Origin of the sequence: Sciscionella sediminilitoris (assembly GCF_000737195.2) — a bacterium.
Classification (GTDB): Bacteria; Actinomycetota; Actinomycetes; order Mycobacteriales; family Pseudonocardiaceae; genus Sciscionella; species Sciscionella sediminilitoris.
Genome location: NZ_JALM01000020.1, coordinates 89,745 through 110,699 on the forward strand (window position 1 = coordinate 89,745; position 20,955 = coordinate 110,699).

20 protein-coding genes are annotated in these 20,955 nt (G+C 69.3%); 7 read left to right on the forward strand and 13 right to left on the reverse strand.

What is annotated here, in order from left to right:
- Positions 1–177: 177 nt before the first annotated feature.
- The gene (locus AD72_RS10375; protein WP_051898430.1) at positions 178–870 is read right to left on the reverse strand and encodes a GntR family transcriptional regulator; all 693 of its coding nucleotides are present in this window, start codon (positions 868–870) and stop codon (positions 178–180) included.
- Between the two features lie 127 nt (positions 871–997).
- On the opposite strand from AD72_RS10375, the gene AD72_RS10380 reads away from it, so the two are divergent.
- The 5 genes from AD72_RS10380 to AD72_RS10400 all read left to right on the forward strand — a co-directional run bounded on the left by AD72_RS10380 (position 998) and on the right by AD72_RS10400 (position 5,319).
- Positions 998–1,999 carry an LLM class flavin-dependent oxidoreductase gene (locus tag AD72_RS10380; protein ID WP_051898433.1) on the forward strand — a complete coding sequence of 334 codons (1,002 nt, stop codon included), beginning with the start codon at positions 998–1,000 and terminating at the stop codon, positions 1,997–1,999.
- 12 nt (positions 2,000–2,011) lie between these two features.
- Positions 2,012–2,800 (forward strand): carbon-nitrogen family hydrolase, encoded by a 789-nt coding sequence (locus AD72_RS10385; protein WP_031466244.1) that lies wholly within the window; start codon positions 2,012–2,014, stop codon positions 2,798–2,800.
- 5 nt (positions 2,801–2,805) lie between these two features.
- Entirely contained in the window at positions 2,806–3,489 is a 684-nt protein-coding gene (locus tag AD72_RS10390) for a DUF2848 family protein (protein WP_051898435.1), read from the forward strand.
- A 23-nt stretch (positions 3,490–3,512) separates the two neighbouring features.
- Positions 3,513–3,866, forward strand: coding sequence for a cupin domain-containing protein (locus AD72_RS10395; RefSeq protein ID WP_031466246.1), 354 nt, complete (start codon positions 3,513–3,515; stop codon positions 3,864–3,866).
- Between the two features lie 145 nt (positions 3,867–4,011).
- The gene (locus tag AD72_RS10400; protein ID WP_051898438.1) at positions 4,012–5,319 is read left to right on the forward strand and encodes an MFS transporter; all 1,308 of its coding nucleotides are present in this window, start codon (positions 4,012–4,014) and stop codon (positions 5,317–5,319) included.
- Here the strand turns inward: AD72_RS10400 and AD72_RS10405 are convergent.
- Positions 5,290–6,534: a pyridoxal phosphate-dependent aminotransferase gene (locus AD72_RS10405; protein ID WP_031466248.1), complete on the reverse strand. Its 1,245-nt coding sequence runs from the start codon at positions 6,532–6,534 to the stop codon at positions 5,290–5,292. The two genes, AD72_RS10400 and AD72_RS10405, sit on opposite strands and share 30 nt — an antisense overlap.
- Positions 6,531–7,940, reverse strand: coding sequence for an amino acid permease (locus AD72_RS10410; RefSeq protein ID WP_031466249.1), 1,410 nt, complete (start codon positions 7,938–7,940; stop codon positions 6,531–6,533). Before AD72_RS10410 ends, AD72_RS10405 begins: the two co-directional genes overlap by 4 nt.
- A 73-nt stretch (positions 7,941–8,013) precedes the next feature.
- Between AD72_RS10410 and AD72_RS10415 the strand changes: the two genes are divergently transcribed.
- The gene (locus AD72_RS10415; protein WP_051898441.1) at positions 8,014–9,132 is read left to right on the forward strand and encodes a C45 family autoproteolytic acyltransferase/hydrolase; all 1,119 of its coding nucleotides are present in this window, start codon (positions 8,014–8,016) and stop codon (positions 9,130–9,132) included.
- Here the strand turns inward: AD72_RS10415 and AD72_RS10420 are convergent.
- The 5 genes from AD72_RS10420 to AD72_RS10440 form a co-directional block, all read right to left on the reverse strand.
- Positions 9,104–9,970: a MurR/RpiR family transcriptional regulator gene (locus tag AD72_RS10420; protein ID WP_031466251.1), complete on the reverse strand. Its 867-nt coding sequence runs from the start codon at positions 9,968–9,970 to the stop codon at positions 9,104–9,106. The two genes, AD72_RS10415 and AD72_RS10420, sit on opposite strands and share 29 nt — an antisense overlap.
- A gap of 92 nt (positions 9,971–10,062) precedes the next feature.
- A complete protein-coding gene (locus AD72_RS10425) occupies positions 10,063–11,073 on the reverse strand; it encodes a glycosyltransferase family 4 protein (RefSeq protein ID WP_197284920.1) in 1,011 nt (336 codons plus the stop codon).
- A complete protein-coding gene (locus AD72_RS10430; protein ID WP_037345325.1) occupies positions 11,070–12,944 on the reverse strand; it encodes a glycosyltransferase in 1,875 nt (624 codons plus the stop codon). Before AD72_RS10430 ends, AD72_RS10425 begins: the two co-directional genes overlap by 4 nt.
- Positions 12,941–13,993: a glycosyltransferase family 4 protein gene (locus tag AD72_RS10435; RefSeq protein WP_197284921.1), complete on the reverse strand. Its 1,053-nt coding sequence runs from the start codon at positions 13,991–13,993 to the stop codon at positions 12,941–12,943. The genes AD72_RS10430 and AD72_RS10435 overlap by 4 nt, the downstream gene beginning before the upstream one ends.
- Positions 13,994–14,001: 8 nt before the next feature.
- Entirely contained in the window at positions 14,002–15,033 is a 1,032-nt protein-coding gene (locus tag AD72_RS10440) for a methyltransferase domain-containing protein (RefSeq protein WP_031466255.1), read from the reverse strand.
- A gap of 26 nt (positions 15,034–15,059) precedes the next feature.
- Here AD72_RS10440 and AD72_RS10445 point away from each other — a divergent pair, with 26 nt between their 5' ends.
- Positions 15,060–15,593 carry a dTDP-4-dehydrorhamnose 3,5-epimerase family protein gene (locus tag AD72_RS10445; RefSeq protein WP_031466256.1) on the forward strand — a complete coding sequence of 178 codons (534 nt, stop codon included), beginning with the start codon at positions 15,060–15,062 and terminating at the stop codon, positions 15,591–15,593.
- 5 nt (positions 15,594–15,598) lie between these two features.
- On the opposite strand, the gene AD72_RS10450 is transcribed toward AD72_RS10445, so the two are convergent.
- Genes AD72_RS10450 through AD72_RS10470 form a run of 5 tightly spaced genes read right to left on the reverse strand, consistent with a single transcriptional unit; the run spans position 15,599 to position 20,789 of the window.
- Complete coding sequence (locus tag AD72_RS10450; RefSeq protein ID WP_031466257.1) at positions 15,599–16,630, reverse strand: NAD-dependent epimerase/dehydratase family protein; 1,032 nt, start codon at positions 16,628–16,630, stop codon at positions 15,599–15,601.
- Complete coding sequence (locus tag AD72_RS10455) at positions 16,615–17,280, reverse strand: PIG-L deacetylase family protein (protein WP_197284922.1); 666 nt, start codon at positions 17,278–17,280, stop codon at positions 16,615–16,617. Before AD72_RS10455 ends, AD72_RS10450 begins: the two co-directional genes overlap by 16 nt.
- Positions 17,277–18,056: a glycosyltransferase family protein gene (locus AD72_RS10460; RefSeq protein ID WP_031466259.1), complete on the reverse strand. Its 780-nt coding sequence runs from the start codon at positions 18,054–18,056 to the stop codon at positions 17,277–17,279. The genes AD72_RS10455 and AD72_RS10460 overlap by 4 nt, the downstream gene beginning before the upstream one ends.
- Positions 18,053–19,270: a class I SAM-dependent methyltransferase gene (locus tag AD72_RS10465; protein ID WP_031466260.1), complete on the reverse strand. Its 1,218-nt coding sequence runs from the start codon at positions 19,268–19,270 to the stop codon at positions 18,053–18,055. The genes AD72_RS10460 and AD72_RS10465 overlap by 4 nt, the downstream gene beginning before the upstream one ends.
- A gap of 1 nt (position 19,271) precedes the next feature.
- Entirely contained in the window at positions 19,272–20,789 is a 1,518-nt protein-coding gene (locus AD72_RS10470) for a sugar transferase (RefSeq protein WP_051898447.1), read from the reverse strand.
- Positions 20,790–20,955: the final 166 nt, after the last annotated feature.

A 20,955-nucleotide genomic window follows, 5' to 3' on the forward strand; every position in this document is an offset into this window, starting at 1 on the left:
TGGGAGCGGCGGGATGCGTGTGAAGGTCACGAGAACTCGGCCGCGGGCGGGCGAGTCTTCATCGGGGATGGGCGGGGATCACACCCCGGCGCCCGCGGCAGCGCCTCGGCCGTATCCGATTCCCATCACACATCGAATATAGAATTCTATCTTCGCCCTGGCAAGGGGTTCGCTGATCTAGGTGGTCGATTCGAGGTAGCGCAGCGCTCCGGAAAGGCTCGCATCCAGGTGCCGGTGCAGCACCTCGACGGCCCCGTCCGGGTCGTTGGCCTCGATCCGCTCGACGAGCTGCTCGTGCTCACTGGCCGCGTCCGCCTGCCGCCGCCGGTTGGGCAGGCTGTTCATCACGTACCGCTCGCAGGTGTTCCAGAGCATGCACAGATGGCGCTGCAGCACACCGTCCCCCGCGGCGCGGAACAGCGCGAAGTGGAATTCGCGGTGCGCGTGCAGCATCTCGACCGAGGTCTGGGGAACCTTGCGCTTGGCGAGATCGCGCATCTGGGTCAGCCAGTAGCGCATGGCCCGCACGATCTCCTCGTCCCCGGATTCGGCGCAGCGGCGGGTCGCGATGGGTTCGATGGCGTGCAGGATCTCGAAGGTGTCCCGCAGGTCGGTGACCCGGAGCTCGCGCACCACGGTGCCGCGCCGGGGCAGATTGTCCACCAGCGATTCGGCCTCCAGTTCGCGAACCGCCTCGCGCAGCGGAACCCGGCTGACCCCCAGCTCATCGGCCAGTTCGTAGACCGGGACCTTCTGTCCGGGCCGCAGTTCGCCGAGCACGATGCGGTTGCGGATCACCTCGGTCACGAAGTCCGTGGTGGTCCCCGGTGCCTTGGAGCCCGGAATCCCCGGAATTGCCTGCGTGGTCACCTCGTCGCGCCTCCTGTAGCCAGCGTACCGCCCGCTCGCCCGATCCGCGCCTCGGCCGCGAATCCGATCGGCGGGGTTGTGTAGCAGATAGAATTCTATCTACAGTTTACCGCGGAGGTGGTCGACCATGGCGGTCAAGATCGGTATCTGGGTTCCCTCGTACGCATGGCAGCCGAGCACGGGAGAGGATCAGCGCCGGCGGGTGCACCGGCTCAAGGAATACATTCTGCGCTGTGAACAGCTCGGCTTCGACATCTGGGACATCGACCATCTGCTGACCGCACCCGGGCTCTACGGCAATGCGTGGCTGGAACCGTTGTCGGTGCTGACCTATGCCTCGGCGCTCACCGAACAGGCGATGCTGGGCACCGGGATCCTGGTACTTCCGCTGCGCCATCCGGTGCTGCTCGCCAAGGAGATCGCCACCATGGCGCAGTTGTCCAACGACCGCTACATCTTCGGTGTGGGCCCCGGCTGGGACCCGAAGGAGTTCGAATCGGTCGGTACGCACATCTCCGAACGCGGGCGGCGCACCGACGAGATCATCGCCGCGGTGCAGGAACTGCTCAGCAAGGAGTCGGCGAGCTTCGACGGGGAGTTCTACTCGTTCCACGATGTGACGATCGAGCCGCGGCCCGCCGAACTGCCCCAGATCTGGGTGTCCGGGGGCAGCCGGGTACCGGATCCGAACTTCCACGACCGGGATTCGATGCCGAAGTCGGTGCTGAACCGGATCGCGAAATCCGATGCCTGGCTCTCCCGCTGTTCCGGCACCCAGGACCGGCTGCTCCGCGATTGGCGCACGGTCGGCGATCATCTGGAATCCCTTGGCAAACCACGGGATTCCGTGCGGTTCGCGCACTGCAACTTCATCCAGCTCAGCCCGGGGCAGACCAGGGAGCGGGCGCTCGAACAGCAGCACGAGCACGCGGTGCGCGCGTTCGGCACCCACCGCAGCTACGAGCATCTGCAGGAGTGCTACCTGCTCGGTGATCTCGATCATCAGCTGGGCAGGCTGTCCGAACTGGCCGAACACGGCATGGACTACGTGGTGCTCGGCCCGCTCACCGATGATCTCGAACAGCTCGACATGATCGCCGAGCACATCCGGCCCGCACTCGGCGACTGAGCGGACGAGACGATGCGCGCCGCGGCCATTCAGCTCTCGGTCACCGATGACCAGTCACCGTCCGCCCGCAGGGATGCGGTAGCCGAAGCCGTGCGCGCGGAGGCCCGGCGCGGGGCGGAACTGGTGCTGTTACCGGAAATGTGGTTGCCCGGCTTCTTCGGTTTCGACTCCTACGCGGCACTCGCCGAACCGCTGGACGGGCCCACCGCCCGGTTGCTCGGCGAGCTGGCCGCGGAGTGCGGAATCCGTTGCTGCGCGGGCAGTATCGTGGAGCGGGCTCCCGAGGGCCTGTACAACACCGCGCTGCTGTTCGACCGGGACGGATCGCTCGCGGCCCGGTACCGCAAGATCCATCTCTTCGGTTACGGCTCGCGGGAACGTGCCCTGCTCACCCGCGGGTCCGAGGTGGTCACCTGCGAGCTCGGCGGTATCCGCTTCGGCATCTCCACCTGTTACGACCTGCGGTTCCCCGAGCTCTACCGGGCCGCTGCCGAGCAGGGTGCGGAGTGCTTCCTCGTCGTCGCGGCCTGGCCGTTCCCCCGGCTGGATGCGTGGCGCTGCCTCGCGCGCGCCAGGGCGATCGAGAACCAGGCGGGGCTGCTCGGCTGCAATACCGCCGGACGCCAGGGATCCGGTGTCTTCGCCGGCAGTTCGCTCGCCTTCGACGCGTGGGGAACCCCGCTCGGTGAGCTCGACGACCGGCCGGGCGTGCTGCGCGTCGAACTCGAACCGGAGCGGATTCGCGCCGCACGCCGGGAATTCACCGCGCTCGACGACCGGGTGCTGAACAGGTTGGGATGACGGAAATGCACTACACGCTCGAGACCAAGGACGAACGGCGCGAGGTGCGGCTGCGGCCCGAACTGTTGTTGCTGGCGGGATACACCGGAAGGGACACCGCCGCGGTCGCCGCGCACATCGAGGAACTCGCCGGTCACGGTATCGCGCCGCCGCAACGGGTTCCTTCGGTGTTCGCGGTCTCCGGAAACCGGCTGACGACCGCGGACCGGATCGAGGTCATCGGCGACCGGACCGCAGGCGAGGCCGAATTCGTGCTGTTCGAGACGGACGGTGCGGTGCTGGTCGGCGTCGCCTCGGACCACACCGACCGGGAACTCGAGGCGAGCAGCGTGGTGAAAGCCAAGCAGGCCTGCGAGAAACCGGTCGGTGCCACCCTGTGGCCTTTGTCCGAACTCGAAGGGCACTGGGACGAACTGCTGCTGCGCGCGCAGGTACGCACCGACAAGGGCTGGCAGTCCTATCAGGACGGTGTGCTCGCCGAGATGCTCGCACCACGGGCACTGCTCGCGGAGGTCGGCGGGCGGGTCGGCGACACCGCGCCACATGCGGTGTTCTCCGGCACGATCCCGATCATCGGCGGCGAGTTCGGTTACGGGGACGGATTTCGCGTCACGCTCGAGGATCCGGTACTCGGCCGCGCACTGCACTGCGCGTACGGAATTCGCGCACTGCCCGAAACGAGTCTGTGAGAACCAAGAGAAAGGGAAGGCACATGCCGAAACCAGAGATGGAATTCTGGGACCCGTTCCTCGCGGAGGAATCGAACTGGACCCCGATCGACGGGGTGCCCGGTCTCGCGGAATTCGTGCTCGCCAAGGATGAGCGGACCGGTTCGGTCACCCGGCTGCTGCGGTTCGACCCCGGCTGCGACTCCAGCCCGATGGGCGTGCAACGGCACGATTTCTGGGAAGAAGTGCTCATCTACTCCGGCGCGATCCACGACACCACGCTGGGCACCACGTTCAGCGCCGGCCAGTACGCCTGTCGCCCGCCCGGGATGGCGCACGGTCCGTGGCTGGCGCCGCAGGGGTGTGTCACGTTCGAGGTCCGTACCGTCGAACGCTGACCGATTCCCCGGCACACCAAGGAAAGGAGGCGTCCGCGGCAGCACGATCGGCATCATCGATGACACACTGATAGGAGCTCCGATCATGGACCGGACTCAGCTCGGACAATCGGCTCCACCTGCCACCGGCCAGCGACCTACCAGGATGTCGGCACAGGCCCGGCGGGCCACCCACGCCGCGTTCTTCGGCTTCGGCGTGGACTACTTCGACATCTATCTTCCCGTTGTGGCGCTCGCTCCCGCCATTCACTACTTCCAGCCCGCGGGCATTCCGGCCTCGGTGGAGACAACCCTGTTCTACCTGACCTTCGCCGCCACCCTGCTCGGCCGCCCCATCGGCTCGGTGATCTTCGGCGGGATCAGCGACCGGATCGGGCGCCGCAAGGCAACCCTCATCGCGGTCGCCGGATTCACCGTGTGCACCCTGCTGATGGCCGCACTGCCCGGCTATGCGCAATGGGGTTACGGCGGCATCGTCTGCCTGCTCGTGCTGCGCCTTGTCGGTGGCACCTTCATGGGCGGCGAGTACACCAGCGCCAACCCACTGGCCCTGGAATCTTGCCCACCGGCACGGCGCGGGATCGTCGGCGCCTACATCGGCGGCGCCTACCCCATCGGGTACATCGCCATCTCCGCGGTCACCCTGCCGTTGCTGAACTTCCTGCCCGGCGGGGACACCGGATCCGCCTACCAGTCCTGGGGCTGGCGGATTCCGTTCCTGATCGGCGGGCTGCTCGGGGTCGTGTTCTTCGTGTTCTTCCACCGCTCCATCCACGAATCCGAGCAGTGGCGATCCGTGGCGGTCCGGGAAAAGAGCGAGCAGAAGCACGCGCCGCTGCGCGAACTGGTGCGCGATCGGGGCATCCGCCGCAGGCTGGTGCAGACGATGCTGCTGATGACCGGGCTGTGGTTCGCGGTCCAGTCCATCATCTCCCCCGCATCCGGCCTGCTGATCAGTTATCTCGGTCAGGATGCCAATGCCGTGACGACGGCCCTGCTGCTGGCGAACATCGCGCTGTTCCTCGGTTATCTCGGTTTCGGGTACCTCGGGCAGCGCTATGGGCGCAGGCGGATGCTGATCCTCTGCGGGTGCGGGACCGTCGTCGTATCGGTACCGTCCTTCCTCGCGATGCTGCTCATCCTGGGCCATGGCGGGAGTTTCGCCCTCGCGATGGTGCTGTACACGGTCAGCCTCGTGGTGGCGATCTCGCCGTTCGGGATCGCCACCGTTTACCTGATCGAGGCCTTTCCCACCAGGATCCGCGCTTCCGGTTACGGGGTTGCCTACAGTGTCTCGCTCGTCATCCCGTCCTTCTACAGCTTCTACATGCTCGGCCTGAGTTCGGTCCTGCCGTACGTGTACACGCCGCTGGTGCTGATCGGGATCGGCGGGATCCTCACCGCGCTCGGCGCGAAGACCGGCTCAGCCAAGGGCGGTGAGTGCCGAACCTAGGATGTCGAGCTGTTCGGCGATCCTGGGCAGCTCGACCGGATTCGCGGAGTACAGGGTTTCCCGGCGCTGTTCCTCGGTTTCCCCGTAGAGCAGGCTGCTCGCCACCCGGAACCGCAGCGCACTCGGATCGTCGCCGAAGTGCGCACCGGCGAGCACCCCGACCCCGTGCCGCTCGAACAGCAGCTCGGTCAGTTCGACGCCACTCCGGATTCCTTGTGCGGCAAGGGGTTCACGCAGCTCCGCCAGATCCGGATAGCAGTAGAACGCGGCGGCCGGGGGGCGGCACCGGGCTCCGGCGTCCAGGAAGACCCGGTGCACCGCGCCCGATACGGACTCGTGCAGCCGCCTGCTCGCGGCTACGTATTCGCGCACCGGCCGTGGCTCGCCCATCGCGTACTCCACTACCGCCTGCATGGGCGCGGCAAGGCTGGACCACAGTTCGCTGGCCAGTCCGGTGAATCGCGCGGCGAGCGTGTCCCCGAGTGCTCCGTCCGGCAGGCGGGCGAAGCCGATCCGCCAGCCGCCGAGGGCGAGGTGTTTGCTCAGCCCGCCGGTGACGATCGTCCGCTCGGGCAGCAGTTCGGCGGGGCTGAGGTGCTCGGCGGGGTCGAAGCGCAGTTCACGGTAGATCTCGTCGGAGAGCAGCACGAGTTCGTGTTCCTCGGCGATGGCGCAGACCTGCTTGACCAGTTCCGCGCCCGCCGCGGTCCCGGTCGGATTGTCCGGGATGGTGAGCAGCAGGATGCGCGGATCCGCACCGCGCGAGCGCGCGGCGCGGATGGTCTCGTCCAGCCGCTCGGGGTCGGGAATTCCGCCGCAGGACTCCGGAATCGGCGCGCGGATCACCTGCTTCCCGGTGATGTCCGCCTGTGCCGCGTAGCTGACCCAGGACGGTGCGGGCAGCACGAGATCCCCGGGCAGTGCGGCGAGCGCGGCCCAGAGCAGCGCCTTGCTGCCGGGGGCCAGCAGGATCTGTTCCGCTTCGGTCGGCAGATCGCGGCGGCCGAAGAAACCGGCCGTGGCCGCGCGGGCCCCGGGTGCACCGGCGACCGGTCCGTAACCGTTACGCCCGGCCGCGCCGCGCAGCACCTCGGCGAGCTCGCCGAGCACGGGCAGTCCGGCCTCGCCGAACCCCAGATGCAGCACCGGTTGCCCGGCCGCTCTGCGCCGCGCGATGCGCTCATTGATGGCGAGGGTGGCGGAATGTTCGATCACGTGTGCTCCTTGGCGGGTTGCGAGCTCGCTGGTTCGCGGACACGACGCCGGCGCTGGTGCAGTACTCCGGCGAGCACGGCGAAGCCGGTGACGAGCAGGGTGAGCAGCAGCGAACGCCTGCTGTCCTGGTCGAAAACCATCCCGATGATCACCGCGAGCAGCGCGAGAGCGGCCAGGATGGTCAGGTACGGAAAGGCCCACATGCGCACGCTCAGCCCGCCGGGGCGTTCGCGTTCCAGGCGGCGCCTGCCGCGGAACTGGGTCGCGGTGATGCACAGGTAGACGACGACGGCCACCGAACCGGAGGAGTCGAGCAGGAACTCGAAGACCGCGTCGGTGGGCAGGAAGTAGTTCGCCACCACGGCGAGCAGCCCGGCACTGGAGGCGGCCAGCACCGCGAGGAACGGGACACCGCGGCGGGTGCGGGTGAACGCGGACGGCGCCTCCCCCTTGCGCGCCAGGGCATAGAGCATCCGCGAGGAGGAGTAGATCCCCGAGTTCAGGCAGGAGAGCACGGCGGTCAGCACGATCAGATCCATCACCCCGGCCGCCTGCGGGATACCGATGTGCCGCAATACCGCGGTGTACGGGCTCTGGGCGACACCGGTGGAGTTCCACGGCAGCAGGGTGACCACGATGAAGATAGAACCGAGGTAGAACAACAGGATCCGCCAGACCACGCTGCTCATCCCGCGCCGCACCGCGTGCACCGGATCCACGGCCTCCCCCGCGGCGATCGTGACCACCTCGGTGCCGAAGAAGGAGAACACCACGACCAGGGCGGCCAGCACCACCGATATCCCGCCATTGGGCAGGAATCCGCCGTCCGCGACCAGATTGGACAGTCCCGGGGAGCGGATCCCGGGCAGCAGGCCGAACAGCGCGGCGAGCCCGAGCAGGATGAACGCCACGATCGCGAGCACCTTGATCAGGGCGAACCAGAACTCGAACTCGCCGAAGGAGGACACCCGGACCAGGTTCACCGCGATCAGCAGCAGCATCATCGCGAGCGCGGCCAGCCAGGACGGGATCGCCGGAATCGCGTGGTGCACGATCGCCGCGCCCGCGATCGCCTCGAAGGCAACCGTGACACACCACTGGTAGGCGTAGAGCCAGCCCACGGACAGTCCCGCCCAGCTGCCCAGTTCCCGGCTGGCGTAACTGGAGAACGAACCGGTTTCCGGTTGCGCGACGGCCATCTCCGCGAGCATCCGCATGACCAGCACGACGAGAATGCCGACACCGAGATAGGCCAGCAGCGCACCCGGACCGGCGAGCCCGATCGCCTTGCCCGAACCGACGAACAGTCCGGCACCGATCACCCCGCCGATCGCGATCATCGTCATCTGGCGGTTCCCCAGGCCGCCGCGCAGCCCGGACGGCGCGCGGTTCGAGTCGCCGGACATCCGCACCTCCGTTGTGCAAGTAAAGTTGCATGGAATATTGACGACGCAACTGCAGTTTTGTCAAGGTGGGCGGGTGACCGTCACCGAGGAAACCCTTGCGGGCCTGCGCCGGCTGCGCGTCGATGGTGAACGCCGGGCCGCGTTCCGCGCGATCGGCGCCGCCGCGGCCGAAGAGATCCACGCCGTCCTCGCGGGGCTCGGCGAAGGCGAGCAGCTGCGGCGGTTCGCGGGGAGCGAGGCGGGGGCCGCGGCCGTGGACCGCGTGCTGACCGCGACGCGGCGGTGGCACGGCACCGAGCTGGACGAGGCGTACGCGCTCGCCGAAGGGGCCGGGGTGGATCCGCACCTGCTGTTGCTGGCGAATCTGCGCAGGGACCTCGGCGGCCACGACGGATTGGGCTGCTCGGATCTCGCGCTGACCGGCCCGCACGCGCTGCTGGCGCACAACGAGGACGGCGGTCCGGCGCTCGAGGACCGCCTCGTGCTACTGAGCCTCGCCCTCGACGGGGAGGTTCCGGTCACCGTGCTCTGGTATCCGGGATTCGTGCCCAGCAACACCTTCGTGGCGAACGGGAACGGCCTGGTCTGGGGCATCAACCACATTCAGGTGGCCACGCCCGCGGATGCGCCGGGGCGGCATTTCGTGGCGCGCGGCCTCCAGCGGACGGGCGGCATCGACGAGGCGGTCGGCTATCTGGCCGCACATCCCTCGGCGGGTGGCTTCACCTACAACATCGGCGAACTCGGCACCGGGCGAACGGTCAGCGTGGAAACCGCGGCCGGTGCGCACACCGCGGTCGAGGCGGACGGGCTTGCCTGGCACACCAACCATCTGCGTTATCTGGACGAGCCCCCGGCCGTGTCCGGGGCCACCGGTGCCGAACTGCTCGGCGGGCGGGACAACAGCCTCGCGCGCGCGCGGGTGCTCGAGGCGCTGCGCATTCCGGCACAGGGCACCGAATCCGCGTGGGCGCTGGAGATTCTCGGCGTCCGCCCGGTTCCGGACGGGGTGTACCGCTCCGCGCTGGACGGCGATCCGCTGCTGACCCTGTGTACCTTCGTCGCCGAGCTGCGCACCGGGGAGATCACCGTGCGCCCGCGCGGCCGGCAAGCGGTCACGGTGCCGTTCGAGACCTTCGTTCCCGGTGCCGGCCGTGCTAGATCTAGCCGTGGTAGATACCGAACTCGGTGAGCAACCGCTCGTCGCTGACCAGGTCCTCGCGGCTGCTGGTGCCCCGGCGCAGCGCGACCGCGGTGGCCAGGGCCTGCGCCAGGGAGACCATCGAGGCCACCGAACGCAGGATGGTCACCCCGGCGCAGTCGAGCAGGAAGGTCTCCTCGGCGATCCGGGCCAGCGGGGACGCGGCGGTGTCGGTGAACGCCACCGTGCGCAGCCCGCGCCGCTGCGCCTCGGCGAAGGCGCGCACCGTGTCCTCGGTGTAGGGATGGATGGAGACCGCGAGGAACACCTCGCCCTCGGCCAGGTCCCGCAGCTCGTCCACCAGGCCACCGGTGACCGGGGCGATCTGGTGCACACCGGGCCGGACCAGCCGCAGCAGATAGGCCGCCAGCTGGGCCACCGGGAGGCATTTGCGGAACCCGAGCACGTGCACCCGTTCGGCATCGGCCAGCCAGCCCACCACGGTTTCCCACTGCCGGGCCTCGATCCGGGAGAAACTGCGCTGCAGATTGCGCTGTTCGTGCTCCACCGTCTCGGCAAGCAGATCACCGCTGTCGTGGTGCTGCTGCGCCTGCCCGAAGCGGGTCACCAGCCGCGCCTGAGTGGTCAGCTGTTCCCGGCACAGTTCCACCAGCGCCGGATAACCGGGCAGGCCGAGCAGTTTGGCGAACCGCACCAGCGAGGACTGGTGCACCTCGGCGCGTTCCGCCGTCTCGCCGATGCTGCGCAAGGCGGTGCCGTCCGGATCACTGAGCACCAGCCGCGCGATCCGCTGCTGCCCGGCCGCCATTGCGGGCATCCGTTCCTGCAGTTCGGCACGCAGTTGGTCGTAGTTGCTCGGTGGGGACACGGAATGCTCCTTCGCTCGACCAGACGCGCTCTACGCGACGATAGCCGCCTTGCCCGCCGTGAGCCCGCGCGGACCCGGCAGGACGGCGCCGGTCACCCGATCCGGGCGTGCCGCTCCGCGATCGCCAGCAGCCGGTCCGCGGCGTGCTGCGCGGTGTAGTGGCCGAGGTAGTGCTCCCGGTTCGCCTTGCCGCGCCGCTGCGCTTCCCCGGGATCGGCGAGCTGGTCGAAGGCCTCGGTGAGCCCGTGCTGGTCCTGGACTCCGATCGGGTGCTCGCCGGGCGCGAGGAATTCGGGCAGGGCACCGGAATCGGAGACGATCGGGGTGACGCCGAGTTGCAGGGAGAGCAGTTGCACGCCGCTCTGAGTGGCGGTGCGGTAGTGCGCAACGGATCCCTTCGCGGCCCCGAGAACGGGAAGTACCTCGGCGTAGGAGTAGCGGCCGCGCCGCCATTCGCAGCAGGCGGGCAGCGCCCCGAAATCGGGTTCGCCGTCGCCGATGATCAGCAGCCGGTCGCCTCGGTGCCCGCTGCCGAGGTGCTGTTCCCAGGCGCGCAGCACGAAGGGGATGTTCTTGTACGGGGAGAGCCGCCCGTAGAGCACGAAGTCGCGTCGTCCGGTGACCGGTTCCGGTAGCTCGTGTTCGGCGACGTCACTGGTCAGTGGCACGGTCTCGGCGCCGATGCGGGCCGCGACCGTTTCGCTGAACGCGATGATTCCACTTGCCCGGTGCGAGAAGTACCGGGTGAGCCACTGCTGCCATCGGGGCCGGTGCTCGTGTTCGTCGTGCGGCCGGTCGTCGTGGATCAGGTGCAGCGCAGGGGCGAGCCGGGTGAACGCGATCCAGCGCGGATCCCAGACCAGTTCCACGAGCACGATGTGCGGGCGGAACCGGCGCGCCTCGGCCAGCGCGCGCAGCAGCGGTCCGGTGGTGCGCGGATCCTTGGGATGTGGTTCGAGGACGCGTTCGTAGCCGCGTGCTTCGGCGGGTTCGTAGTGCTGATCGGATGTGATGAGCAGGCATTCGTGCCCGCAGGCGTGCAGGGCCTCGATCTGTGCCCTGGCCAGCGGCCGCATCCACGGGGAGAGCCAGAGGATTCTCATCGCCGCACCGCCGATCCGAGGATGTGCGCATAGGCATCGGTCATGGCGCGCACGGTGTACCGCTCGGTGACCTTGCGGTGCCCCCGCTCGGCGTACGGCGCGAGCACGGACGGGTCCTCGAGCACTTTGCGCAGGGCCGCGGTCCAGGATTCGACATCGGGTTCGACCAGCAGGCCCGCTTCGCCGCCGTCGAGGATGTCGGGTACCGATCCGCGATTCGTGGCCAGCACCGGGATTCCCCGGGTCATCGCCTCGAGCAGCACCATGGGGAACGCTTCGGCGCGGCTGGGCAGGCACAGCACGTCGATCTCCTCGAGTGCGGTGCCCGGATCGTCCACGGCGCCGCGCCAGTGCACGCGCTCGGCGATGTCCGCCGGGGTGCGGGCGGCGAGCCGTGCTCGATCCGGGCCCTCGCCGAAGATGTCCAGCCGCCAGTCCGCCTCGGGGAGCCGGGCGAGCGCGGCGGTGAGCAGGTGCGGGTTTTTCAGTTCCACGATCCTGCCGAGCATGCCGAGCCGCAGCGGGCTGCCCGGCCGGTACGGGCGCGGCTGCTCCGGCCGGACCCCGTTGGGCGCGATGAACGTGGTGCGCGGCAAGGAGTTCCCGCGCCGCAGCTGGTGCAGATGCGCCGGGGAGAGCGCGATCAGCCCGTCGCTGCGGCCGATCACCGAGGCCAGGGCCCCGCCGTAGGTGGGTCCGGAAGAGGCGATCTCGTGGCTGGCCACGAGCCAGCGGTGGGCCCTTCCCCGTGCCGCGCGCGCCGCCCGCCAGCCGAGCGCGAATCCCGCCTCGGTATTGGTGATGCCGGTGATCAGCACGGCGTGGCCGCGCCCGGTCGCCACGATGGGCTGCCACCACGGACACAGCAGCAGCCGCACCTGCTGGCTCAGCTCCGCGGTGAGCGGACCGAACGCCTGCAGGCACACCACGGTCACCGGATAGCCGCGCGCCGCGAGTTCATTGGCGAGCAGCACCCGCTGCCGTTCGGCCCCGCCGCGGCAGAGCTGATTGGTGGTCAGCAGGACGTGCGGCAGACCGGTGGAAACGGGGCGGGCACGGCGTTTGGACCGCTGCACCGCGTCCAGCATCCGGCTGCCCGCGAGGAACACGGTCCCCGGCCCGGTGTTGCCGCGGATCCCGAGCATGATGGCGGTTCCCGCGCGCAACAGTTCGGCCGAGCGGGCGGCACCGGCCGGATCGGTGCCGCTCGTGGCTGCGCCGAGGTGACGCACCGCGACCTCCTCGGCCAGCCGCAGCCGCCACCCGGCCCGTCGTGCCTGCCGCTGCCAGAGGGATTCCTCCCCGTAGAGGTAGCAGCGCTCGTCGAAGCCGCCGAGTTCGCGCCAGGCGCGGGCGTTGATCAGCAGGCAGCATCCGGAGAGGTAACCCTCGGCCTCGGCGGGCGCGCCGCGGCAGTGATCGGAGAACCGTGTTCCGCGCAGCCGTGCGGCGTATCCGGCGTGTCCCACCAGCGCGCGGGGCACGGTCTGCCTGGCCCGGGCGAGATCCCAGCCGTGTTCCCCGTCCAGCATCGGTGAGGCCGCGGCCACCCGCGGTTCGCGCAACGCGGCCCGGGTGCGGGACAGCGGGCCGGTCAGTTCGGCGTCCGGGTTGAGCAGCAGCAGATCCGCATCCGGCACCCGCGCGGCGAGTGCGTTGACCGCGGCGGCGTAGCCGATGTTGCGCGGACAGAACTGCCAGGACACCTCCGGATAGTCCGCGGCGAGTTCGGCGATCCGCCCGCTCTCGGTGGAATGGTTGTCCCACACCAGGATCGGTTCCCCGGGCAGGTGGGCGCGCACGCTGTCCAGGCAGCGGCGCAGCAGATCGGCCCGCCGGTAGCTGACCACCAGTACCGCCAACCCGGTCATCGCGCACCCGCCGAAACCTCGGCCCAGACCTGGTCCAGCCGCTGGACGTAGTCCCGCACATCGAAGCGGCTCGCCTGTGCGCGGGCGGTTTCGGCGAGCCGGTTCCGCAGCGACGGATCCCGGCACAGCCGGGCCAGCGCCTCGCGCAGCTGCTCCGGATTCCCCGGCTCGACGAGGAGACCGTTCTCCCCGTCGCATACGAGTTCCGGAATCGCACCGACCGGGCTGACGACCGGGACGAGTCCGGCCGCCATCGCCTCCAGCAGGGCCATCGGCATTCCCTCGTCCTTGCTCGGCAGCACGAACACCGAGGCTTCGCGCACCATGCCCGCCTTTTCCTCCGCCCCGGCCCATCCGGTGATCTCGGCGCGCACCTCGAGCCGTTCGGCCAGGGCGCGCATGCCGTCGAGGTCCCCGTCACCGGCCATGCGCAGGGTGATCGCCGATCTGGTCGCTTCATCCAGCCCGGCGATCGCCTCGAGCACGTCCGCGCTTCCCTTGCGATCGGAGAACCGGCCGAGGAACAGCACGCCGATCCGGTCCCGTTTCCCGCGGACGCACCGTTGCGGCAGCTCGACCGGATTCGGCAGCTCGACCGGATTCGGCAGCTCGCGCAGCCGGATCGGGCCGAGCAACGCGGCATACCGCTCGTGCCAGGCGGATCCGAGCACCAGGACGGCATCGGCGGCGCGGAACGGGATTGCCACGATCCGCTTGGCGAGCCGGGGCAGGCGCGCGTACCAGGAAAGGAACTCGGCACCGTGACAGTGCAACACGGTGCGCACCCCGAGTGCCCTGGCCAGCAGCACCAGGAATCCCTTGCGCAACACCGAGGACCGTTCCGAGACGTGGGCGTGCAGCACATCGGGCCGGAAGCAGACCAGGCGCACCGTGGCGAGCAGCCAGCCCGCCAGCCAGGCGCGGATCCGCCGCAGCGGGCCGCCGTCACGGAAGGTGGTGACGTAGTCGAGTCCGGCCGGGCGGTAGCGCAGGATCAGCTCGGCGACCGTGGACATGCCGCCCTGTCCCCGTGGATCGGGTCCGACCATGAGTACCTTCACCGGACTACCCGCCAATGCCATCGGTCGCCGTATGCGGCGCGGACCTCGTCGAGCAGTTCGGGCAGGAAAAGCAGCACCGTGTCGGGCCGCCGGTCCGCGAGCCGTTGCGGTGCCACGATGGGGATTCCCGATCCGGGCATGCGCCTGCCGTGTTTGGCCGGGGAAGCGTCCGCGATGGCGGGCAGCTCGCGTTCGGTGATCCCGGACATGGCGAGCAGGGCGACCGCGCGAGAAGCGGCCCCGTAGCCGAGCACCCGGCCGCTTCCGGCGACGGCCGTGCGCAGCTCCTCGAGCGAGGTGCGCACTTTTCCGCTCAGCAGAGCGGGATCGGGCGCGCCCTCGCGGTCGAGCAGCGCGGCGACCGTGGCGTCCGGTTCGCCGCCCGCGCGGGCGGCGAGCAGCACCGTGCCGCCGTAGAGCGGGAAGGTCTCGGCATGCACCGGATCGAGCCCGTGCTCGGCGAGCATCGCGATGAGCACCCGCGCCGAGTAGTAGGCGAAATGCCCGTGCCGCACCGATGTCCACTGTCCGGAGCCGACGATCGTGGCGAGGCTGTGGAACTGCACGACCAGCGTGCCGCCCTCGGCGAGTGCCGCCGCCCGCTCGCGCAGCGCGGCCCGCTGATCCGCTTCGTGCATCAGGCCGAAGTTGTCCACCACGAGATCCGCGCGTCCCCCGCTCGGCCGCAGTCCGCGCTCGGTGAGCGGTTCGAGCCAGCTTCCGCCGTGCGGGCTGCCGAATTCCCGCACCCGATCGCCCGGTTTCGCCAGTCCCTCCTCGCACAGTGCCGTGACCGCGGCCCTGCCCTGTGCGGCGAGCGCGGCCGGTTGCATCCCGAGTGGCTGCTCGGGATGACCGGGATCCTCGGCGAGCTGGGTGAGCGCGCACCGCGCGCACTGCCACAGCCGCAGCGGATGGCGCGCGTCCTCACCCGGCAGTCCGCCGACCGGGAAATCATCGCAGGCGGGCTGGGAACCGAGATCGAGCACGATCCGGCCCGAATCGGCGGCGCACCAACGGCACCTCATCGCGGATTCCGCGGCATAATGGCCGGGTGGAGGTCAACACGACGGCACTGCACGGGGTCCTGGTGTTCTACCCGTCCCCGCACCGGGACGAGCGCGGCCTGTTCACCCGCACCTTCGACACGGCGATCGCCGCCGAGCACGGCATCGACATGGGCCGGCTCGCGCAGGATTCCCAATCCCGCTCGGCGGCGGGCGTGCTGCGCGGGCTGCACGGCCGCGGTGGCCGCGGTGAAGCGAAGCTGGTGCGGTGTGCGCGCGGCGCGGTGCACGATGTCGTCGTCGACGCGCGGCCGGGTTCGCCGAGCTTCGGCGAGCACATCAGCCTGCTGCTGGACGACGAATCGTTCGCGCACCTCTACATCCCGGCGGGAATGCTGCACGGATTCCAGGCACTGCGCGAATCCGACGTGTGCTACCGCATCGACCGGCCGCACGAACCGGGCGAGGACATCGCGGTGCGTTATGACGATCCGGATCTCGGCATCCGGTGGCCGCTCGGCGATCCGATCCTGTCCGCGCGCGATGCCGCCGCGGGAACCTTCGCGCAGCTCGCCGGGTGACGCGGTCACGGCGCGACCGTCCATTGTGGACGCAGGTCGGGCGCGATGGCCCCGGTCTCGCGCAACTCGGAGAGCCGGGCGAGCCTGGTGAACCGGTTCCGGAAATCCCACTCGGTCAGGCCGTTCCCGGTGTAGGCGGTGTACAACTCCCGCGCGCCGTCCGGGATCGACCAGCGCGCCCGGAAATCCGGCAGTGCGGCACGGATCGTGGAGAAATCCACCCGGTAGGAGCGCGGATCACCGCCGGACTCGCCGGTGATCTCCAGGCGTGCCCCGGTGATCTCGGCGACGTGCTCGGCGATCTGCGCGACGGTGAGGTTGTTCTCCTCGGTACCCACGTTGAACGCGCGGGCGTGCACCGCTTCGCGCGGGGCCTCGAGCGCGGCGCGGAAGGCCTCCGCGATATCGGCGGCGTGCACCAGCGGTCGCCACGGTGTGCCATCGGAGAGCACCTTGACCACCCCGGAGAGTACGGCGTGCCCGACGAGGTTGTTCAGCACGATGTCCGCCCGCAGCCGGGGCGAGAACCCGAAAGCGGTGGCATTGCGCAGAAGAACCGGGGTGAATTCGGCATCGGCGAGCTCGGCCAGTTCGTCCTCCACCCGCACCTTGGACTCCGCGTACGGGGTCACCGGCCGCATCGGCGCCCGCTCATCGACGAGTTCCTCCCCCGCCGCGCCGTAGACCGAGCAGGTGGACGCGTAGCAGAACCGGCGCACCCCGGCCTCCCGTGCGAGCCGAGCCAGCCGGACCGAGGCCACGTGGTTGATGGCGTAGGTCAGATCCGGGGCCAGCGAACCGAGCGGATCATTGGACAGCGCGGCGAGGTGCACGATGGCGTCCACGCCCGCCAGATCGGCAGGGCACACCTCGCGCAGATCCGTGGCGATCGCCGGAACAGCCTCGGGTTGCGGGCCGAGCACACAGTCGGCGAACAGCCCGGAATCGAGCCCGAGCACCGTGTGTCCGGCCCGCTGGAGCACCGGGACGAGCACCGTGCCGAGATAGCCCAGGTGGCCGGTCACCATGATGTGCACGAATCGGCTCCTTCGAAGGTCATGGTCAGTTTGGTGGTGTGAAAGGCTTCGGCGTACTCGGCATGGCACTGCACGCCACGGATCCGGGCGAGCCCTTCGAAGGTGCGCGGATCGAACCAGGAACGGGCGCGCTGCGAGGGATAGTGTTCGCCGAGCAGGGCGGTCTTGCGCTGGACGAGTTCCCCGGAAAGTGGCACGAGTACCGGTGGGGAACCCGTGTCGGCGTCCCATTTCGGGATCTCGTAGCCGAGTACGAGATGCTCGCGGAACACGGTGGGCACCAGTTCCGCGAGCAGCCGGTGGTCCTGGTGGGCGTCCGCGGGATGCGGGGCAAGCACCAGATCCGGTTCGCAGTGCGCGCGCAGTTCCTCGACGGCTTCCTTCACCGCCGCCCAGTGCGCGGGCAATCGGCCGTCCGGCAGATCCAGGACGGCCGGTTTCACCGGACGCGCGCAGAACGCGTCCAGCGCGGCGTGTTCCTCGGCCTCGCGCGCGGTTCCGCCCCCGGTCAGCACCAGGGCGTGCACCTCGGTCAGCGCACCGGCCATGCTGAGCAACAACCCGCCTGCACCGATCGCGATGTCATCGCAGTGCGCGCCGAGCAGAGCCACCGAGCGGATCGGTTTCGCGGGCCGTAAACCGTTTCTCACGCGGCACGCTCCCAGAGCATCCAGGGCGCCTGCCCGCGCAGATAGGCCTCCTCGAGCAGGTGCCGCTCCTTGACCGTGTCCGCGGGCTGCCAGAAACCGTGGTACGGCTGGGCAAGCAACCGCCCGCGTTCGGCCAGCCGCCCGCAGCCGTCGGTGACCAGGTCACCGTTTTCCGGGATGTGCTCGAAGATCTCCTGGCGCAGCACGAAATATCCGCCGTTCTCCCACAGCGGCAGTTCGGCGACCGGGCGGATCTTGCTCACCATCCCGGATTCGCCGATCTCCACACAGTGGAACGAGGACTGCGGTGGCACGGTGAGCAGCGAGGCTCCCGCGTCCGCGCCCGCGAACCGGTCGATCATCGCATTCAGCGGCGCATCGGTGAGCACATCGGCATAGTTCGCCAGGAAGATCTCCGCCCCGTCCAGATGCGAGCGGACCCGGCGCAGCCGCTCCCCGATCGGCGCGTCCAGCCCGGTGTGCACGAAGGTGATCGACCAGTCCTCGATATCGCTGCCGAACAACCGGACCTCCCCGTGCTGCAGCACGAAATCGTTCGAGGCGGTCTCCGCGTAGCCGAGGAAGAAATCCTTGATGTGCTCGGCGCCGTGGCCGAGGCACAGGATGAACTCGGTGTGCCCGTGGTAGGCGTAATAGCGCATCACGTGCCAGAGCAGCGGGCGCGGGCCGACCGGCTGCATCGGTTTCGGCAGATCATCGCCGGCCCCGCTGCGCATCCGCATGCCGTATCCGCCGCAGAACAGCACCACTTTCACGGCCGTACCTCCTGCAGTTCCGGAATCGGGAAGATCAGCTTTCCGCCCCATTCGCCGATATAGGCCAGCTGTTCGGTCAGTTCGGCGCGCAGGTTCCACGGCAGCACGAACACGTAGTCCGGCCGGTCCTCGGCGATCCGTTCCGGCGGATGGATCGGGATGCGCGTGCCTGGGGTGAACCGGCCGTGCTTGTACGGATTCCGGTCCACCGTGTACGGCAACAGATCCGGGCGCACCCCGCAGTAGTTGAGCAAGGTGTTGCCCTTGCCCGGCGCACCGTAGCCGACCACGAGCCGGTCCGCGGCGCGCGCGTCGAGCAGGAACCGCAGAATCTCGGCGCGGGTCCGGGTGACCTGTTCGGCGAAGGACCGGTAGCCGTGCGGGGAATGCAGACCGGCCGCGCGTTCGGCCGCCAGCAGCGCCCCGACCGCATGCGCCCGCGGTGCCTGCAACTCGGCAGGGCGCGCCCAGATGCGCAGCGATCCGCCGTGCGTGTCCAGGGTTTCCACATCCACGACGTCCAGCCCGCCGGTGCGCAGCGCGGCGATCGCCGAGGCGAGCGTGTAGTACTGGAAATGCTCGTGATAGATCGTGTCGAACTGGTTGCCCTCGATCAGCCGGGCGAGGTAGGCCACTTCGAGGCACAGCCAGCCGTCCGCGGCGAGCAGTTCGCGCAGCCCGGCCGTGAATCCGAGCAGATCCGGCACATGGGCGTACACGTTGTTCGCGATCACCAGCGCGGCCGGGCCGTGCTCCCTGCGGACCGCGCGCGCGGTCTCCGGCCCGAGGAACGCGGTCAGGGTGGGGATTCCCCGGTCCCGCGCGGCCTTGCCCACGTTGACCGAGGGCTCGATGCCCAGGCAGCGCACCCCGCGCTCGGCCACGTGCCGCAGCAGGTAACCGTCGTTGCTGGCCACCTCGACCACGAACCCCGCGCCCGATCTGGCCAGCCCCTCCTCCACGAGCAGTTTCGCGTGCGCCACCCAGGAATCCGAGTAGGAGGAGAAATAGGCGTATTCGGTGAACGTCTCCTCCGGGGTGATCAGCGCCGGGATCTGGGCGAGCAGGCAGTCCGCGCACAGCCGCAGCCGCAGCGGGTAGCTCGGCTCGGGTTCCTCGAGCATTTCCGCGGAGAGGAACCGTTCGCACGGCGGGGTCGCGCCGAGATCGACGATCCCGTGGAGCCGGGCGCTTCCGCACAGCCGACAGTACATCTCAGTACGCCCCTTTTCCGCTCAGCACGGCCCGCACGGTCTTCCACAGGATCACCATGTCCAGCACCAGCGACCAGTCCTCCACATAGCGCAGATCCAGGCGAACGGACTCGTCCCAGCCGAGATCACTGCGCCCGGAGACCTGCCACAGTCCGGTCAGCCCGGGGCGCACCAACAGCTTCCGCCGCGCCGCGTCGTTGTAGTCACAGGTTTCCTCGGGCAGCGGCGGTCGCGGGCCGATCAGCGACATGTGCCCGGCCAGGACGTTGACCAGTTGCGGGAGCTCATCGAGTGAATGCTTGCGCAGCAGCCTGCCGACCCGGGTGATCCGCGGATCCGCGCGGAGTTTGAACAGCGGACCGTCGGCGTCGTTGTCCCCGGCGAGTTCCGCGCGCATCCGCTCGGCGCCGACCACCATGGTGCGGAACTTCCACATCCGGAAGGTCGTTCCGCCCTTGCCCGCGCGCACCTGCCGGTAGAAGACCGGACCACCGTCGGTGCATTTGATCGCGAGCGCGACCCCGAGCAACAACGGAGCGAGCAGCACCAGCCCGACCCCGGCAGCGCACTTGTCCACGACCCACTTCACCACCCGGGGCACCCCGGAAAACCGCGGCGCACTCACCCGCAGCACCGGAATACCCAGCATCCCGGACACGTGCACCCGCGGCCCGGCGATTTCCATCAGGCCCGGCGAGATCACCATCTCCGTTCCGGGTTCCTCCAGATCCCAGGCCAAGCGCTGCAACCGTTCCGGCGTCCACTGCGGACTCGGCGTTACCGCGACGATCCGATAACCGCCCCGGCGCACCTGGGTGGCCAGTACCTCGAGCGAACCGATCACCGGAACTCCGGCGATCTCCGCGGAAAGCACGTCGGGCGGCGCGTCCAGACAGGCCGCCTCCACCCGCCAGCCGACATGGGTGGCCCTGCGGGTCTGCGTGATCAGCGCGCGCACCCCTTCCGCGGATCCGGCGGCCAGCACCGGAAACATGCACCGGTCCCGCCTGCGCGCGTGATGCAGGAATCGGCGCAGCAGATACCGCTCCGGGAACACGGCCAGCGCGGTCGCCGGAACCGCGGCCAGGCCCCAGACCCGCCATTCCGGCAGCCCCGCCGCGACCAGGAGCACGCAGCCGGACACGGCACCGAAACCCAGCCCACGGCCGAGCCGCCGGTACTCCTCGGCTCCCTGGCCGAGTTCCCGCGGCCGCCATGCGTGCCCGACGATCAGGCACACCACCAGGATCGTGAGGCTGACGAGAACGGTCAATTCCGGAAAGGGCGGAACCCAAGCCGGATCGGTGACCGCCAACAGCAGCAGGAGCAGCCCGAACATGCAGGCCGAGACGAGCACATCGCCGAGGATCACCGCCATCCGGTAGCGGCGTTCCCACCACGCGATCCACGGGTGCCCGGAACCGGATTCGGTTCCCCGCCCGGAAAGCCCGGCCGGGACCACGCTCGCACTCGGGCGGCCGGTGGCACGGCGGCGCGTCACGGTGGTGTGCTCTGCCATCGCTCTCCTGCATTCGCCCCAGTGGTTTGTCCGCTCATCGCCATTTCGGCCAATCGTGTTACACGATCCCGATCGAGTGAATTTTTCGGTAACTATCAGTTATCTAGCAATTCATTCGGGATGCCCCGACCGTTCGGTCCCGACCTGGTTTTTCCGACGTCAGCGG